This window comes from Lentzea sp. NPDC102401, from assembly GCF_044765805.1.
Lineage (GTDB): Bacteria > Actinomycetota > Actinomycetes > Mycobacteriales > Pseudonocardiaceae > Lentzea > Lentzea sokolovensis.
The window spans coordinates 13838-28796 of the sequence record NZ_JBIWKS010000027.1; the positions used below are offsets into that span (position 1 = coordinate 13838).

General features: G+C 64.2%; 7 protein-coding genes. 6 read left to right on the top strand and 1 reads right to left on the bottom strand.

Annotated elements, in window-relative coordinates; genetic code table 11:
- Positions 1 to 80 precede the first annotated feature (80 nt).
- Genes ACIRG5_RS47520 through ACIRG5_RS47535 form a run of 4 tightly spaced genes read left to right on the top strand, consistent with a single transcriptional unit; the run spans position 81 to position 9819 of the window.
- The gene (locus ACIRG5_RS47520; RefSeq protein WP_402918114.1) at positions 81 to 3758 is read left to right on the top strand and encodes a hypothetical protein; all 3678 of its coding nucleotides are present in this window, start codon (positions 81 to 83) and stop codon (positions 3756 to 3758) included.
- Entirely contained in the window at positions 3745 to 6405 is a 2661-nt protein-coding gene (pglZ, locus tag ACIRG5_RS47525) for a BREX-2 system phosphatase PglZ (protein ID WP_402918117.1), read from the top strand. Before ACIRG5_RS47520 ends, pglZ begins: the two co-directional genes overlap by 14 nt.
- Positions 6405 to 7724, top strand: a complete 1320-nt coding sequence (brxD, locus tag ACIRG5_RS47530; RefSeq protein WP_402918120.1) for a BREX system ATP-binding protein BrxD — start codon at positions 6405 to 6407, stop codon at positions 7722 to 7724. Before pglZ ends, brxD begins: the two co-directional genes overlap by 1 nt.
- The gene (locus tag ACIRG5_RS47535; RefSeq protein ID WP_402918122.1) at positions 7717 to 9819 is read left to right on the top strand and encodes a DEAD/DEAH box helicase; all 2103 of its coding nucleotides are present in this window, start codon (positions 7717 to 7719) and stop codon (positions 9817 to 9819) included. The genes brxD and ACIRG5_RS47535 overlap by 8 nt, the downstream gene beginning before the upstream one ends.
- Before the next feature lie 529 nt (positions 9820 to 10348).
- On the opposite strand, the gene dprA is transcribed toward ACIRG5_RS47535, so the two are convergent.
- A complete protein-coding gene (gene dprA, locus ACIRG5_RS47540; protein WP_402918125.1) occupies positions 10349 to 11230 on the bottom strand; it encodes a DNA-processing protein DprA in 882 nt (293 codons plus the stop codon).
- Between the two features lie 1164 nt (positions 11231 to 12394).
- Between dprA and ACIRG5_RS47545 the strand changes: the two genes are divergently transcribed.
- Together ACIRG5_RS47545 and ACIRG5_RS47550 are read left to right on the top strand one after the other, a co-directional pair.
- The gene (locus ACIRG5_RS47545; protein ID WP_402918128.1) at positions 12395 to 13465 is read left to right on the top strand and encodes a sugar phosphate nucleotidyltransferase; all 1071 of its coding nucleotides are present in this window, start codon (positions 12395 to 12397) and stop codon (positions 13463 to 13465) included.
- Between the two features lie 282 nt (positions 13466 to 13747).
- Entirely contained in the window at positions 13748 to 14914 is a 1167-nt protein-coding gene (locus ACIRG5_RS47550; protein ID WP_402918129.1) for a hypothetical protein, read from the top strand.
- Positions 14915 to 14959: the final 45 nt, after the last annotated feature.

A 14959-nucleotide genomic window follows, 5' to 3' on the forward strand; every position in this document is an offset into this window, starting at 1 on the left:
ACGGCCGAGGTAGTCCTGATCGAATCCGCTCAGCCCACTACGGTGGGTGTCGACAGACCGCGAACCAGGGGGTTCACAGCGTGACCATGGCCGGGCCGAGCACAGCGCCGCTGCTCAGGGAACTGATCGACATCCCGCTCAGCGTCCACCGGGGTGATTTCGTCCTCAAACTCACCGAGGGCGTCGACTCCAAGCGTGACGAGGCCCTACGCAGCTACGTGGTCACGCCCCAGCTTCGTGTCGCCTTCGGCGAGGCGCTGGACCTGATCAACTCCTCACTGGAGGAGGACAGCTCGAAGGCCGCGTACCTGCACGGCTCGTTCGGTTCGGGTAAGAGCCACTTCATGGCCGTGCTGCACGCCATGCTCGACGGTCACCAGGCGACATTGGACCGGCGCGACTTCGGTGATGTGGCCGTTCGGCACAGCTGGCTCGGCACCAGGCGCTTCCTGCTGATCCCCTATCACCTCACCGGGTCGGAGAGCCTCGAGGCGGCGATCCTCGGCGGCTACGTGCACCACGTGCGGCAGCACCACCCTGGCAAGACGATTCCGCAGGTCTACCGCGCGCAAGGACTCCTCGACGACGCGCGGGGACTACGCGAGAAGCTCGGCGACGAGCAGTTTCTCGCCGGCCTGTCGAAGCAGGCCGACGCGACATGGGGTGACCTCGGTCAGGCGATGACGGTCGAGAAGCTCGACAAGGGCTTCGACGCGCCGATCGACAGCGACGCGTCCAACGAGCTCATCGCGAAGGTCATCGAGTCGTACTTCCCGAGCTACGTCGACTCGGTCCGTGGTGCGGCGAACGCTTTCATCCCGCTGGACCAGGGACTGTCCGCGATCAGCAAGCACGCCAAGGGACTCGGCTACGACGGCATCGTGCTGTTCCTGGACGAGCTCGTGCTCTGGCTCGCCGGAAAGATCGGCGACCAGGCGTTCATCAGTCGCGAGACGGAGAAGGTCGCGAAGCTCGTCGAAGCGGGCGATGCCAACCGTCCCGCGCCGATCATCAGTTTCATCGCTCGCCAGCGCGACCTCCGGGAACTGGGCATCGGTGCGGAACGCACCGGTGCCGAGCTGCAGTCGTTCCACGACCGGCTGAACCACTGGGACGGCCGCATCGAGCGCATCACTCTCGAGGACCGAAACCTGCCGTTGATCGCCCAGGAACGCGTCCTCAAACCGTTGCCAGGTAAGGCAGAAGTGCTGAACCAGGCGTTCCAGCGCACCAATGCTCTGCCCGGCTGGGTCCGGGACGTGCTGCTCGGCACGGGCGATGGCGACGCATTCGCGCGGACGTATCCATTCAGTCCCGCGTTCATGGACACCCTGGTGCACGTGTCTTCCGCGCTCCAGCGTGAACGCACGGCCCTGTTGCTGATGCGGCAGATCCTGGTGAACCGGCGCGACGAGTTCAAACTGGGTCAGCTCGTCCCGCTGGGTGATCTCTTCGACGCGGTGGCGGACGGGGCGGACCAGCCGTTCACCGAGAAGCTCAAGCACGAGTTCGATGAGGCCCGCACTCTCTACCAGCGGACTCTGCGGCCCATGTTGCTGCGTGACCGGGACCTGCGCGAAGACCAGGTCGCCGGCCACGCGGAGACGCAACCGGGCCTGCTGCAGGCGTTCCGCAGCGACGACAGGTTGATCAAGACGTTGCTGCTGGCCGCGCTCGCGCCGGACGTCGAGGCGTTGCGTGACCTGACCGCGCGCAGGCTCGCCGCGCTCAACCACGGCACCATCACCACACCGATCCCCGGCCAGGAGGTCGGCGAGGTGGTGCGCAGGCTGCGCAGCTGGGCGAGCCGGGTGGCCGAGCTGCAGGTCGGTGAGGGCAACGACCCGACCGTCCGGTTGAACCTCGTCGGCGTCAACGTCAACGCGATCCTCGAACGCGTGACCACATTGGACAATCAGGCATCGCGACGCAAGCTGGTGCGGGAGCTGCTGTTCGACGAGCTCGGGGTCAAGGACACCGGCACGATGCCGGTCGAGCACCCGGTTGCCTGGCGGGGCAGCCGGCGGATGCTGGAACTGGTGTACGGCAACGTGCGCGACCAGCAGGACCTGCGTGACGACGTCTTCGAGCCGTCGCAGGAGGACCGCTGGCGGCTGTTGCTCGACTTCCCTTTCGACACGGAGACGCACTCCGCGGCCGACGACCGGACGCGGGTGCTCAAGCTGCGGGAGCGTCTGGGTAACCGGTCTGCGATCGCCTGGCTGCCGGGCTTCTTCACCGCGGACGTGCTCGACAAACTGAGCCGGCTGATCCGCGTCGACTATCTGCTGCAGGACCGCAACCATCTGGAGAAGAACACTCTCAACATCGGCGCGGAGGACCGGCAGCGAGCTCGCGACCTGCTGCGCAACCTGCAAGGATCGTTGCGCAGCGAGCTGCGGGAAGCGTTGAAGAATGCGTACGGCCTAGTCGCACGACCGAAGGAAGAGATCGTCCAGGACTGGCACGATCACCTCGCCAGTCTGGATGCGACGGTCAACCCGAGGCTCGACGCGGGCAGGCCGTTCGCCGACGCGCTGCGGTCGCTGGTGGACCAACTGTACGCGGCGACCTACCCGGATCACCCTGACTTCGACCCGCAGCGAAAGGGTGACGTGGTCCGCGATGCCGACCTGCGCACCACGCTGCGGCACGTCCGTGCGGCAGCGGAAGACCCCGAAGGCCGGACCGAGGTGGACAAGCCCGACCGTGAGGCGTTGCGCCGCATCGCGCACCCTCTTCGGCTTGGTGAGGAGCACAACGGCCCGTTCGTGCTGAGCAGGCATTGGCCGAACGAGCTGGACCGCAAGGCGGCACAGGCTGACCTCGCGGACACGGCCCTGCCGGTGCGAACGGTTCGTGCCTGGCTGCGTGATCTCGGTATGGAACGCCGCGTCGAGAACCTGATCATCGCGACGTTCGCGGAACTCACCCACCGCGCTTGGATGCGCGCCGAACGCCGGATCGATCCGCCCGACACGCCGGACATCGTCACTGACGACATGGTGCTCTACCGGCAGGCGCTGCCTTCGGCTGACGACTGGGACATTGCCTGCAAACGAGCCGCCGCGTTGACGGGCAAGGATTTGCGGACGAGCGTGATCTCACCACGTGCCGTCGCGCGGTTCGCCCGAGCTCTGACCGGCAAGGTCGAAGAGCTCCGGCTGCCCGCGGTGGAACTGGTGGAGGTGCTCGACCAGTACTCCCCCCGCCTCGGGCTTGATCACGACAAGCCGAACGGACGCCACCCGGTCGCGGTCGCCGCGAGCAACCTGCTGATCGAACTGCACACGGTGAACGACCCCACAGCTCTGGTGGCCACCCTCGCGAGGGCCGATCTTGGTGGCGTGGAGCCCGTCGTCCTCAGCAAGTCTCTCGAAACCGCTCGTGAGGTGACGAGTGCGCTGCGCGGCGCCGACTGGGCGATCTTCGACTGGCTCGACAACCCCGCCGCCGAGCCGATCAGGGAAGCCCTGCAGGAGAGCGCGAACTCGAACGAACACGTATCGAGCATGCGCAAGGCCTTGGACACGGCGAAGCGGCGCCTCATCGAGCAGGTCCGACCGGCGTCGGCGCCGACACCACCCGCGCCTCCAGCGACTGGTACGGCACCCACGGCGCGGTCGCGTAGCACCGGTCAGGCCAAGGGCCGCCTGAACGATGTTCTCTCGGAGCTGCGGGCGTTCGGTGAGAAGAACCCCGATGCGACCATCGAGGTCCAGTTCCGCGTTGTGGAGGCGTCCGATGACCGCGGCTGAGCTCGGCTCGGCTATCGGGAACGCGGTCACCAGCCGAGTCGGGGACTTGATCAGGACCATCGACAGCGAGCCGAGCCGCAGCGCGGTCGGCCGTCGCGTGGTGATCGGCATCCGCACCCGTGGCGAGCCGGTGTGGACCGGACCGGCCGACGACGTCCTGCACAGCCATCCAGTTCGCTTCGTCGCCTGCCCGTCGGTTCTCTCTGTTCTCGACGCGCTGGCGGAGGCACCGCCACCTTCCGACACCTACACCGTCCTTGTCGTGCTGACCGACCGCGATGCGGGTGAGCTGGGCGACGACGTGATGGCACGGATGCACCGGGAGCGGCTCTACGACGTCAGCAAGTACACCTTGCTCCAGGACCTGTTGCGGGCAAGGCAACTCGACCCGCAACTGCGTGGCGGCGACAACGCGTGGCTCGTCGACGCACTGGTCGACCTCGCTCGTTCCGGCCAGCTGCCCAGCATGGTCGGCCTCACGTTCGGTCGTGATGTCGCGCTGGGCCATGTCATGCGGAACCGGCTGGCCGTCGATCCGACAACGCTGGACCTCGGTGGCCTGATCACCGCCTTGGACGACGTGCCGACCCGGACACGGTGGCGAGGCCTGGGCGACGAAGAACGGGCCGGTCTCACCGAGCACCTCGTCGAGCGCCTAGGTCGCGCGGCGGAGGTGGTACTGCGGCTCGCGATCACGCGTGATGACCTCATCGCGGAGCTCCTTGTCGCCGATGTGGTGGCACGCAGTCCGGAGGACGATCCGAAGGCCAGGCACGCGTTCGGTGCTTTCGTTCATACCCGCTTCGGTTCGGAGGAGCCCAGCAGGAACGATCTCGCAGCAGCGGCGGCGCAGGCCGTGGAGCTCGTCACCCACGCCGGCACAGATCACCTGTGGCAGCAGATCAGGTACGCGGACACACTGCTGGCTCAGCTCAACGGTGTCGCCCAAGCCCATCAGAGCCGTGTTCTGCCAAGCGGGTTCACCGCACGGCTGGAGTTCGCCGCGGCGAGCCTCGACGAATCCGCCCTGTCCGTTGTGGACGATCATCACCTGGCAGCCGGCGAGGTAGCTCACGTCCGGCGGCTACGAGCCGCTGTGCGACTGCGTCGCTGGCTGTCGACGCCATCCCCGGAATCGCTCAGCCCCGCTGCCGCGTTGCGCGCACACGCCCGGGAACTCTCCTGGGTGGACGCTGAGCTCGGACAGGTGCGCCGGGGATCGTCCAATTCCGTGGTGGCACAGGCACTCGGCGCGATCTCGAAGAAGGCAGGGGCACGCCGTGCCACGCTCGATCAGCAGTTTGTGCGAGGACTTCCCGAAGTCGCACAAACCGTCCCGGACGACGTTTGTGCGGTCGAGGACTTCCTGCCCAAGATCGTCGCGCCGCTCGTGCGCAACCACAAGGTTCTGCTGATCGTGATCGACGGCATGTCCGGTGCCGCGGCCACCGAGATCGTGAACTCGATCGCGGACAACCGGCGGCTCGGCTGGACCGAGGTCGTGCGGTCGGCGGACGGAGGCCGTGAAGCGGTCCTGGCCGCGTTTCCGACCGAGACCGCCTACAGCAGAACATCTCTGCTGACAGCCTCGTTGGTGAGTGGGACGCAGGACGACGAGCAACGGGCGTTCCCGAAACACACGTTCTGGCCACCTCGGACCCGCGCCGTTCTGGTGCACAAGGCGGGGCTCGGCGGCTCCGACGGGCGTGACCTCGGAGCGGAGATCGACGCGGAGTTCGTCCCGCGCAAGGAACCTCAGGTCATGACCGTCGTACTCAACACGGTGGACGACGCGTTGAGCCGAGGCAGGCAGGCTGATGAGCCGGCGTGGCAGTACGAGCACGTCGCCGGTCTTCCTCAACTTCTCGGCCGGGCCGCCGAAAACGGCTGGGTCGTGGTCATGACCAGCGATCACGGCCACGTGCTCGAGCACGGATCGACCCACCGGCCAGACAGCACAGGCGGTGCGCGGTGGCGTCTGCCCGGCGGAGACATCGGCTCGGACGAAGTCCTGTTGTCGGGACGCCGAGTGCTGGTCCCCGGTGGATCAGCGGTGCTCGCAACGAGCGAGACCGTTCGTTACGGCCCGCGGACTCACGGCTATCACGGTGGTGCAGCCCTCGCGGAGGTTGCCATCCCACTCGCCGTCCTGCTCCCACCCGGTACGGATGAGCTGGACGGCTGGGCCGTCAACTCGCTCGGCGCACCGGATTGGTGGACAGGACGGACAGCCGCACCGGTAAAGCGTCCCGTTGTAGCCAAGCCGAGCAAACGTGGCGCACGGAAACCCTCTGTCGATCAGCCGGACCTGTTCGCGGCCGACGGGCCGCTGCTCTCGCGTGGCGCTCAGCTCGTCGCCTCGGAGACGTTCGTCAACACACACAAAGGACAGCCTGCGAACCGGGTGCTCAAACCTGAGGTGTTCGCCAGCGTCGTGGACGCGGTACTGGTCGCAGGCGGTCGGCTACCTGTCGCGGACGTACTGCACGCCGCGGGAACTCCTGGCCGCAACCCCAGGGGTCTGGTGGCCGCGCTGGGACGCGTACTGAACATCGACCAGTTCCCGGTCGTCGACCTGATCGACAACGGGCGCACGGTTCTGATCAACGAGAAGTTGCTCAACGAGCAGTTCCCGAAGGAGGGCTGATGGGAGTGATCAGCCCAGCGCGCCGGCGTGCAGTGCTGGCGGCTCTGCGCCGTGGCACGGTTCCAGAGACCGGGCTCGACCTGTTCGCGGTCGGCCTCGAACGAATCGCCCCTACGTTCGACGAAGAGCTGTCATCGTGTTCGTCCGGCGGCGCGGAGTTCAAGGCTGTCCGCGGGGAATACGGCGCAGGCAAGACTTTCCTCGCAAGGTGGCTCGCCGAGCGCGCCAAGGCTGCTGGCATGGCGGTGAGCGAGGTACAGATCTCGGAGACCGAGACGCCCCTGCACCGCTTGGAAACGGTGTATCGACGGCTCTGCGAGAACCTGACGACAGCAGTGAGTCCGCCCAGTGCTTTCCGCGCAGTGCTCGACAGCTGGATGTTCGCGCTGGAGGAGGACGTTCTCGCCGAAGGTGAAGTGGACGGCGCCGACGCTGGAAAGCTTGGCGGCGCGGTGGACGCGTTGCTCGAACTTCGCCTCGGAGAGATCGCCCGTACGACACCTGGCTACTCGGCCGGGCTGCGCGGCTATCGCAAGGCGGTGGCAGACGGTGACCAGGAAACAGCCGATGGTCTGGCCGCATGGCTGGCGGGCCAGCCGCACGTAGCAGCGGGAGCCAAGCGTGCCGCCGGTGTGAAAGGCGACATCGACCACTTCCAAGCGTTGGGGTTCCTGCAAGGCCTGCTGACCGTGCTCAGGGACGCCGGGCATCCGGGGCTTCTCCTGGTGCTCGACGAGGTGGAGACCCTTCAGCGGGTACGCAGCGACGCCAGGGCCAAAGCGCTCAACGCGCTGCGGCAGCTCATCGACGAGGTGGACAAAGGCAGATTCCCAGGCCTGTACCTACTTGTCACCGGCACGCCCGCGTTCTTCGACGGACGCCAGGGCGTTCAGCTGCTGCCTCCACTCGCGGGACGGCTGCACACCGATTTCACGGCGAACACCCGGTTCGACAATCCTCGCGCGCCCCAGATCCGGCTGACCGGGTTCACCATCGACCGGCTCGTCGAACTCGGTGGCCGGGTGCGGGACCTGTACGCATCAGGCTCTCCCGCGGCGCATCGAGTGAGAACCCTGGTCGACGACGAGTACCTCAAGATCTTCGCGGCCGCCGTGGCAGGCGGGCTGGGAGGCAAGGTCGGTGTCGCGCCGCGGCTCTTCCTGCGCAAACTCGTCCTGAACGTGCTGGACACCGTTGAGCAGTACCAGGATTTCAACCCGCTCAAGGACTACGCGTTGACCATCGACCGCGGCGAGCTCACCAACGCTGAACGTGAGGCGGCCGCGGTCAGCCCGGATGACATCGATCTCGATGTCTGACATCGGGCTGGCCGCACTTCATCCCGCTGTGCAGCATCACGTGGTGAACACCTTGCAGTGGCCCGGTCTGCGGCCACTGCAAGGCGCAGCCGTCGAGCCGGTGCTCGCCGGGGTCGACTGTCTGCTGCTGGCTCCGACCGCCGGTGGCAAAACAGAGGCGGCAGCCTTTCCTGTTCTGTCCAGAATGGCCGCGGAGGGCTGGACCGGAATCTCGGTGTTGTACGTGTGCCCATTGCGCGCACTGCTCAACAACCTCACGCCGCGACTGAACTCCTACGCGGCATGGTTGGGCAGAAGCGCCGACGTGTGGCACGGCGACGTGGGACAAGCCCAGCGCCGCCGGATCCTTCGGGAACGACCCGACATTCTGCTCACCACACCGGAATCACTCGAAGCCATGCTCGTATCAGCCAACATCGATACGAGGAACACTTTCCAAGACATCCGCACAGTGGTGGTGGACGAGGTGCACGCCTTCGCCGGTGACGACCGCGGGTGGCACCTGCTGGCCGTGCTGGAACGGCTGTCACAGGTCGCTGGGCGAGAGCTGCAGCGCATCGGTCTCTCTGCGACTGTAGGTAACCCCGACGAGCTCCTGGCTTGGCTGCAGGGAAGCAGCAGCGGTCGGCCTCGCCGGGTCGTGGCTCCTCAGGCAACCGGCGCGGTGACCGCTGACATCAGCCTCGATCATGTGGGCACCATCGACAACGCGGCGAAAGTCATCACAACGCTGCATCGCGGCGAGAAACGACTGGTCTTCGTCGACAGCCGCCGCCGAGCTGAGGAACTCGGCGCCGCGTTGCGTGCGAACGACGTAACCACGTTCCTCTCGCACTCGTCGCTTTCGGCTGCCGAACGAAAACGTTCCGAGGAGGCCTTCAGCGAGGCACGGGACTGCGTGATCGTCGCCACCTCAACGCTCGAGCTCGGCATCGACGTCGGCGACCTCGACCGAGTCATCCAGATCGACGCTCCTCAGACCGTTGCGTCCTTCCTGCAGCGGATCGGTCGGACCGGTCGAAGAGCCGGCAGCAACCGCAACTGCCTGTTCCTGTGTCTGAAACAAGAAGCCGTCCTGCACGCGGCCGGCCTGCTCACCAGATGGGCTCAAGGATGGGTCGAACCGATCACGGCACCTGCCGCGCCCAGGCACATCGTCGCTCAGCAGATTCTCGCGCTGGCGTTGCAACAGAAGACCGTCGGAGTGAGAACGTGGCGGGAGAGCTGGGGCGGCCTTCCGTTGTTCGGGCCAGATTCGACGGAGATCATGGAGCACCTGCTGACCAATGGGTTCCTGGACCGCGACGGTGACCTCGCCTTCATCGGCCCGGAAGCCGAACGGAGATTCGGCCGCAGGTACTTCTCCGATCTCACCGCGGTGTTCACCGCGGCGCCTGAGTTTCTGGTTCTGTTCGGCAGGGAGGAGATCGGGCAAGTCGGTGACGACGCACTTCTGGTCGAGGTGGTGGGGCCACGGGTACTCCTACTGGCCGGCCGCGCCTGGAAGGTCAACCATGTCGACTGGAAGCGCAGGCGCTGCTTCGTCGAGCCGAGCGACCTGCCTGGCCGAGCCCGTTGGGGCGGAGGCGGCCGTGGTCTCTCGTTCGAAATCACGCGCGGTATGAGGACGGTGCTGCTCGGGACGTCTCCTGATGGTGTCGTGCTGACCCGTCGAGCAGTGAGGGCGCTCAGTGAACTGCGGGAACTGCACAGCAGTCATGTCGTTGCCGACGGAACAGTCATCTCACGGTCCCCCAACGGTGACCTGCACTGGTGGACGTGGGCGGGCTCAGCCGCCAACCGGACACTGCATGCGTCAGTTCCAGGTCTCGTCGATCGGCGACAGCGTGTCGGAGACAACGCGGTCCGTCTTTTCTCCGGTATGAGCTTCAGCGACGTCAAGAACGCGCTTACAGGCCCGCTGCGAGAAGAGCTGCCGGAGGTAAGCGAGAGTGCTGTTGAGGGGCTGAAGTTCGCATCCGCGCTCCCTGACGACCTCGCGCGTGCCACAGTGGCCGAGCGGCTCGCCGACTTTTCGAGCATGCGCGCGGTTCTCCAGGAACCACGTACCTTCATCCAAGACGGCGCCCACTGAACCGTTGAATCATTGACAGCGCATTGCCTGTCGTAGTCACTCAAAGGGTGACTCCAGGCGACGCCGATCACGACCGCGGTTCGCGACAGGCAACGGCGTGGCTGTCCGGTGAACCCCGTCAGGAGGACTGGGCCACCTCCGCCACCTCGCTCGCGACGCGATCACACACGACACCAAACGCGACGCACTCGTCAACCTGCTGGTGCGGCCCCCGCCAAGGATCCACGCGGGCCGAAGATCGTCATCTTCGCCAGCTCGCGCGTTACGACTACAGGCTTCGGCCGGTGGCTCGGACCCTCCAGCACACCCACATCAAGAGGGTGGCATATCGATCAACAACGAGATCTTGATGCCATTGGGCTTCAGCGGTTTACCGCCACGGTCAGCAAACCACAAGTCGGATAGCACGGCACCCTCCCAGCTCACCATCTGGGCAAGCCAACTCAGATGTCACCTAACGGTGCAGCAGACCCCCACTCGTAAGGGAGCTGTAGATCGGCCAGGCCAGCCTGGTAGCGGTCTGGGCTGTTCATCGCAATCCCTCCCGATAGGCGATGTGCTCGACCGAACGGGCTACCGTGGCGGCGCCGGTGCGTAGCAGCTCGTTGACTCCTTTCGACGTGACGGAGTGGATCGGTCCGGGCACGCCGTAGACCCGACGGCCGAGCTCGTTGGAAGTTCGGGCGACAGTGAGTGCGCCGCTGCGCTGCCCGGCCTCGACGATCAGGGTCGCCGCGCTGAGCGCAGCCAATAGCCGGCATCGGGCGTGGAACCGGAGACGGGACGTTGGTGTGCCGATCGGGTACTCGCTGACGAGCAGGCCGCCCTGGTCGATCACCGTTTGATAGAGCCGTGCGTGCTGGTGCGGGTGGATCCGGTCGATTCCGTTGGCGAGCACGACGATCGTCCTGCCCTTGGCTGCCAACGCGCCGCGGTGCGCAGCTTCGTCCACCCCGAGACCTCCCCCGCTGACGACGGTCACCTCCGCGTGAGCGAGCTCGTAGCTGATGTCCCCGGCCACCGTGTTGCCATACGCCGAAGACGCGCGGGCGCCCGTGACCGTGACCGCGGAGCCGGTGAGCCTGGCCAACGAGCCGCTGCCGCGCACCCACAGCGCGAGCGGAGCGCCGTGGCCGGCCGCCAGGCTGGTCAGTCGGCCGAACGGCCACTCGTCGTCTTCGGGCGTGAGCAAGCGCGCCGTGCCATCGCCGAGGGCCTGCAGGTCCTCGGCGATCCGGGCTTCGGGTCGGGTGATCTCGCTGACGACGGCGGCGGGGGCGGTGCCGTGCCGGATCCGCTCGACGGCGTCGATCGGCCCGTGGACGGCGACGTACTGATGGATGGCGGGTGCTGGTGGTTCGGCTGCGCGCAGCAGGTACAGCCTGGCTTGCAGTTCATCGCGTGAAGGCATGGTCAGACTCCTTGATGGGGTCGGTTTGGCGGTTCGGAAGTGATCCGTGCCTAGACGTGCTGGTCCGGCTCGGGCTCGGTGCGGTCGTGCAGCGGGACGGGCAGGCTGTGACCCGATCAGCTCGTGCCTGCAGGAATCGCTTGTGTGTAGGTGAGCGCCGGAGGCCATGAACCACTTGTCGGGCAGGGCGTCAGTGGAGCGTGCGACGTAGCGGCCGTACTCGAACACCAGATAGACGCTCGGTGCGATGTGTCGGAAGGTGCGGAGGTCTCGGCGAAACCGGGTAGCGGCCGCGCCTCCCAACGCCGATGATCGCCGTGTGGATAGCGGGAGCGACTATCCCCTTGTTCGGTCTGTGGACCGCGTCGGTCAGAATCTCCGCGCGCTGCCCTTTCCTGACGACCGGAGCTTCAATGACGTCGTCGCCGCGTTCGCGGAACTGGTCAAGTTCCGTCATGCCGCATGGTGTTTCCGCCGAACCCGCGGCGTAGGTCATGACGGATCTGCTCGTCGACGTCCAGACCTTCGCCTCAGCTGCTGTCCTGATCGACTGAACCTTGCCGGGATCCCATCTAGTGTTCTGAGTCGCCAATTTGTTGCACGTCGTCAAATAAAGAAGGTTGCGCTCTACGGCGAGATCACGATTCCGTAAGGCATGGATGGATTTAGCCACGAAGCCAGCTGGCGTGCGGCTGCATATCCGGAGTGGCTGCATGCCCAGCCCTGCCGGAAAGATGCGTACCACTAGCATGGATGGACCTGGGCTGCATAATGATGCACCGCTCGATATGCAAGCACCCATGGTTGCAGACACATGACCTGCGAGACACCTGAACAATCCGCGGCGCAACACGTCAGTAGCGCAGCCACACTGACCCACGTCACCCATACGGAGCACAGCACGTCACCCTCGACGCTGGCGTACTTTAGACAGCGGTACTGCACAATAGGTGCCGTGAGACTCGTCCCGGATCATGATGATCTTCCCAGTCAGCCGGGCACGCTGAGACAAAGTGCAGTTGCTATTAGCGACGCATGTAACGCGGAAACCTTGAATATTTGCCGTGGTCAGATCTGCCTGCACTCACGTTCGCGCCGCTCCAAAATACGTGCAGGCGTTTGCCGAAATAGAAACCGTCGTCCGACGAGCCTGGAGAAGTCTTCATGAATATTGCTGAAGTGCACGTCATCATACTCGCTGGCGGGCACGGCAGCAGATTATGGCCGCTATGCAGGCATGACCATCCGAAATCCCTACTCGATCTCGGCAGCGGCGAAACACTCATTGAAGCGACATTGCGACGGGCCCTAATGATCACGACGTCCGACCGGGTGCACCTCGTAACCGGGGCCGACCACCAGGAATCGATAACAACGATCGGAGCAGCCTTCGGCATCACCTCGATTATCGTCGAGCCGATATACAAAGACACGGCGCCGGCGTTGTGCCTGGCCGCGATGCTTATCCATCAGGAGCATCCGGACGCACTCATCGTAAGCACCCCCTTCGACCACCTTATCTCAGGTGAATCGAGCCAGTGGGTCGATACCCTAACGCAGGCAGTTATCGATGCACAGAGTGGCGACCTGATTTGCGTCGGCGTACGTCCGCGCTCACCTGACACAACCCTCGGCTATATCCATGCGCCGGACCCATCATCGCCATCGACGCCTCATCGCGCACGATTGTTCAAGGAGAAGCCCGACCGCGCTACGGCGGAGCACTATCTGCGAACCGGCGAGCACTTCTGGAACTCGGCGATCATGGCCTGTCGTTCTGAGGCTTTCCTCCAGCACGTGCGCGCGTTTGCTCCGTCCGTGATAGCCGCGGTGGAGGCAGCACTGGACCAATATGGCCAACCGGAGGCCGAATCATGGTCGCGCATACAGGCTGTTGCCATCGACCACGTCGTGCTCGAGCCTGCGGCTGCCGCGGGCGTCGTTCAGGTCGTGCCCGCATCATTCGACTGGGCTGACATGGGCACGTGGGACGCCTTGGCGACTAGAGCCCCAGCGCTATTCGCACCAGAAAATGTAGTCACAGTTGATGGCACGGCCCCGGCTGTATTCGCTCACAGCGACGCCCCGAGCACTCGCTACGCCATCCTCGGAATTGATGACCTAATAATCGTCAACACCGGAGACGTTCTCGTCATAACAAACCGAGCACACGCGTGTGATATGAAAAGACTCGTTGCCACCATCTTTGAACGCGGCTGGGGGGATCTACTGTGAACCCACGAAGCAGACTCTCATTCGACAATCATTCCAGTACCAGCCCAGCAGCACTGCATCTGACGCTCACCATCTTCGCTGGCACCAACTTAGCCAAGCAGCCTGCAACCATTGAAATCTCGCTCGGACACATTTTGTGACCGCACAGTACACCGTTGATCTTCGGCGCAAATGAGGAGTTCGATCATGCGGGTACTTCTAGCGTTCTGGGACGGCGGCTCAGGTCATCTTGCCAGAGTCTCCTATCTTGCAACACTACTTGACCGACGCGGCCACTCGTGCATGCTCGTTGCGAGCAAGAACAAGACCGCGTTGGTTCGCCAGCTTGCGCCCGCCGCACAGGTTTACGAATTACCGAACCGGCCACCGCGACGTCGTTCCAGAGCCATACCAATGCCTATTTACTCACATGCTTTCCGGCACGCACAGCGCAGGCTTGCCCTTGGATTCGACTCCAAGTTTGTGGCAGTCAACGTCCAGCTTGCAATAGCAGCGATTCAGGAGTACTGCCCTGACATCATCGTGAACGACTATCACGACACGATAAGAATCGCGGCCGATGCCGTAGGGGTGCCAGTCGTTTCTTTCGCCATGGCACATGGCCTGCGCTCGGGGAGAAGATTGGGTGACTGGAAACGTAACGAGTTAATAGATCGACCGACAATGGAATGTCTCGACTGCTTTAACGAGGTACGCGCGCAACACGGCTTAGAACCTTACGTCGACGAACGCGAAACGTTTGAAGGGGTGGCCAATCTAGTCCCCACCTGTCGAGAACTGGACCCTTTACAAGCCAGGGCAGAAGAAGATCTACACGTCGGGCCATTATCACCTGCACCAGTGAAAAAGACTCACACTCGCCGGCGTCGACCACTAGTCGTGTCATATCTTGCGGAAGGTAACAACCGGCCGGAGTCTGCGTATCCAGAAACGCTCGCAAGTCTCGTTTCCCAAACTTCTGCTATGAACTTCGTTGTCATTGGCGAAAAGACGCGTTACGGTCACTGGTTTACGCTAGGTGATACATATCGCGGCTTAGTTTCACCGGATGAGTACCTTCACTTGCTTAACAATGCCGATGTTGTGATCACTGCAGGCGGTACGACACTTGTGCACGCGCTGGAAAGATCAGTACCGGTGTTGTGCCTACCTTGGACTTCATCCGAGGCCGCTTGGGCCATACAGGCGGAGCAGTTCGGGGCTGGCTTACTATACCCAGCTTATCGCCAGCCACTGGATTGGCGTGTGGACCCAATTGTCCACTCGGCAATTCCAATTGCAGGTCATTGGTCAACGGGCATAACCGTCGCCGAGTTGAGTTACAACCTAGAGCGGATCATTGATGAGCCGAAGTTTCGACTGAATGCCGCCACTCTTGCCGACCAACTACAGGAAGCACGTTCCAGTATAGATCTAATCGATTTTATCAAAGGGGTCGTTAGTGCGTAGTCGCACTGAAGGACAAGATACGCTAGATGCCCATCCTGCTCTGAA

Bases quoted from the DNA above. Each gene is read 5' to 3' on its own strand.
- pglZ (WP_402918117.1), top strand. From the start codon at position 3,745: ATGACCGCGGCTGAGCTCGGCTCGGCTATCGGGAACGCGGTCACCAGC.
- brxD (WP_402918120.1), top strand. From the start codon at position 6,405: ATGGGAGTGATCAGCCCAGCGCGCCGGCGTGCAGTGCTGGCGGCTCTG.
- ACIRG5_RS47535 (WP_402918122.1), top strand. From the start codon at position 7,717: ATGTCTGACATCGGGCTGGCCGCACTTCATCCCGCTGTGCAGCATCAC.
- dprA (WP_402918125.1), bottom strand. From the start codon at position 11,230: ATGCCTTCACGCGATGAACTGCAAGCCAGGCTGTACCTGCTGCGCGCA.
- ACIRG5_RS47545 (WP_402918128.1), top strand. From the start codon at position 12,395: ATGAATATTGCTGAAGTGCACGTCATCATACTCGCTGGCGGGCACGGC.
- ACIRG5_RS47550 (WP_402918129.1), top strand. From the start codon at position 13,748: ATGCTCGTTGCGAGCAAGAACAAGACCGCGTTGGTTCGCCAGCTTGCG.